This window comes from Tunicatimonas sp. (assembly GCF_049647865.1).
Lineage (GTDB): Bacteria > Bacteroidota > Bacteroidia > Cytophagales > Cyclobacteriaceae > Tunicatimonas.
The window spans coordinates 1-2,328 of sequence record NZ_JBARYM010000267.1 but is presented as its reverse complement, the minus strand read 5'-3'; the positions used below and the strand labels follow the sequence as shown (position 1 = coordinate 2,328).

Below are 2,328 nucleotides of genomic sequence, written 5' to 3'. Positions count from 1 at the left end.
TGTTAGGACCTAGCTTATCGGGTATGTTTAAGTCGGCAAACCACAGGTTGGAATTAGACTGGCCGGGACCTTCAATGTCACCTTTTACACTTCGCTTATTGAGGAACTCCTTTTTAGCTGAATCATCACAGCCAAACACCAGCCGGTCGTTCCAGCGAGTGTAGTCGCCAATGACTTTCAAATACGCCGAGCGAGGGCGAATACCAACCGACTGCTGAGCAGTGAAGCCAGCCGGAAACCGCCAGAACATGCCGTGCATCGTCATCAGGTAGTCCGCTTGATCGGGTGTGCCAATATCTCGAATGCGGGGCCACTCGGTATTCCAGCCGTGGGCACCATCGTAGCTGTGGCTGGCTTTGGGCAGCCGATAAAATGACCAGCCTGTTTGGGCATCCCGCACACCTATTAGTACGGACTTATGATCCCAACCGGTAGCCCATATCGGGTCAGTTTCGGGATTCTCGTTGCCATAAATACCACCCGGTCCGGTGACTTCCACAAACTGGTTGCGACGTACTTCACTCCAATTTTCACCATCCCACTCAGCTAATACGCCCGACTCAATATCAAACTGGGTGCGGGCTTCGGGTGAGGCTTCGCCGTTGTTAGAGTAGACCATCACGCCTTGGCCTGAATAAAGCGCTTTGCCGTGAGCTCCTGACAGTAGGTCCTGATTATTTTCCGAAAGGTCGTACTTGTTGTCAGGCTTTACGTGTCCGTCTTGATACAACATTTTGGTGCCTAGCGTATTAACATTTACTTCGTAGAAGCCTTCTTCCATAGTGCCCACGTAGACCATTTCTTCCGGTTGGGAAAGGTGCCGGGCAGTTCCGGTATAGCGTCCGGGGGCTTTATTGTAGGGGATCACCCGCACTTGGCGATTCGCATTGATAGCGTATGGACCAATAAATAGTTGGTTACTTTCCCGATGGATTAGACGGTTAGCAGGAGTACCTCCTGTACTTTCAGGACGAATAATTTGCTGCAAGTCAGGGGTAATCTCGTATAGCTTGTCGGACGAACCATTGGGGAGATGAGGACCGTAAGTAACTACCCATAGCCGACCAGCCCAAGGTACTACCGCCCCGGTGCCACATTCCCCTTCGTTGTTGTAATACGCCAGATGTGGATAGATACCGCTGATAGATGGGTATGCATCAGACGAGTTATTTTGGGCAGAAACATCAAACCCCACTCCTAATAGAAATACCGTAACTAAAAATTTGACATTGTATTTCATAGAGCTAGGTTGAATCAACTTGAATATTACTTTGTGCATCGCAAATTTAAGGTTGGTATTTAGGGTTTTTAGATTGGGTCGCCATTAAGCAGTTTATCATCGGCTAGGATGGGGTAAACATACATTCTTTCGTTAAAATTATATTTCATTATTTTGGTATAATCTGATTATTGAACGGCTACTAATTGCGATCTTGATCTTTTGGTTTGAGTTGATACCACCAGTTGTTTAGTGCTCCTAGCACTAGACAGTCTGCTGTTGAGATGAGGGCAGCACTACACTATCACAAAGAATTGAAGTTGAGTCTTTTACTAATTTATATCTTCCGCTACATCTAATCGATTCAAACTATCAATTTTATGTTGTAGCTGATAGCTTCGGTTGGAAATGGAGTCTAACTCCTGCTTTAGCCTACGTACTTGTTGAGCTTCTTCGCTATTTCTTAAGGTCCATACGTAAGCAGCTAATCCAATAATAATGCCTACTACAGCAAACCAAATGATGGTGGTAGTCTTCTTCCAAGAGGATTTTTTGCCCACATTCTTGCTATTGGTGTCTGGTACCGCTTTTGCCATGTTCAAATGCGATCAACTTCCTAAGAAGCTGTTTTAATTAATTCTTTCGGTCAAAAATGGCCGAAATTGAACCATCTCATCGTTATTTTTTCGTCAAATAGTGCTGCTATTCTCCTCAAAAATGCCTCGATATGTCTGAATTCATCTCAATTTTTCCCTCGAAATTTCTAACTGAAACAGCTTCTAAGAATTTAAAGGCAATAGAGTGTATGCCAATAATATAATCTGAGACTGTCAATCGTTCATTATCAGTTACAGTATTAATGCCATACTACAAAAATAATAAACTTTTAGTACGCTCAAGGTTCATCTAATCGCATACGTTCGGCAAAGCCGTTTAAGAAAGTTCGGTTAGGATTAAAGCGCAACATTACCTGTCGCCAGATTTCAAATTTTGGGTACCAGCTCCGAATCAGTTCGGTGCGGCCCTCTAGTCGATTGGTAATTTTCCCCCAGTGAGGCTTACCACCCGCATCCAAATGAATATCCTGGTATTCATTCAGAATTAGCGCG

Annotated in this window: 2 protein-coding genes and 1 pseudogene; all 3 read right to left on the bottom strand. The window is 44.5% G+C overall.

Annotated elements, in window-relative coordinates; translation table 11 throughout:
* Nucleotides 1–1,240 (bottom strand): annotated as a pseudogene (locus WBA23_RS08225) (hypothetical protein); the annotation flags it as partial.
* A gap of 311 nt (nucleotides 1,241–1,551) precedes the next feature.
* Nucleotides 1,552–1,815, bottom strand: a complete 264-nt coding sequence (locus WBA23_RS08220) for a hypothetical protein (protein WP_424581793.1) — start codon at nucleotides 1,813–1,815, stop codon at nucleotides 1,552–1,554.
* Between the two features lie 299 nt (nucleotides 1,816–2,114).
* Nucleotides 2,115–2,328: D-arabinono-1,4-lactone oxidase (locus WBA23_RS08215; RefSeq protein WP_424581792.1), on the bottom strand; the 214-nt coding region annotated here is incomplete at its 5' end.

Coding starts and splice junctions, on each gene's coding strand:
- WBA23_RS08220 (WP_424581793.1), bottom strand. CDS start 1,815: ATGGCAAAAGCGGTACCAGACACCAATAGCAAGAATGTGGGCAAAAAA.